Consider the following 337-nt stretch of genomic DNA (forward strand, 5'->3'; position numbering starts at 1 on the left):
GGGCCACGTCGTCCTCGACGGCGAGCGGGTGGACCTGGCCTCACCCGCCCAGGCCCGAGCCGCCGGGATCCGCATCATCCCGCAGGAACCGGAGATCATCCCCCACGTCTCCGTCGCCGAGAACGTCTACGCCGGCTCCCTGCCCCGCAAAACCGGCCGACGCCTCGACCGCACCGAACTACGCCGCCGCATCACGGCCGACCTCAAACGCCTCGGCTTCGACAAAGTCCTCGACCCCGACCTCCTCGGCTCCCAACTCACCCCCGCCCAACGCCAACTCGTCGAAATCCTGCGCGCCCTCACCGGCGACGCCAAAGTCATCGCCTTCGACGAACCC

The 337-nt window shown here is 69.7% G+C and carries 1 protein-coding gene; it reads left to right on the forward strand.

Features of this window, described 5'->3' with window-relative positions; genetic code table 11:
- Positions 1 to 337, forward strand: a 337-nt coding sequence (locus PUR56_RS43290; protein ID WP_329948124.1) for an ATP-binding cassette domain-containing protein, incomplete at both ends; no start/stop codon positions are given.

It is taken from the genome of Streptomyces sp. BE303 (assembly GCF_036290945.1).
GTDB lineage: Bacteria > Actinomycetota > Actinomycetes > Streptomycetales > Streptomycetaceae > Kitasatospora.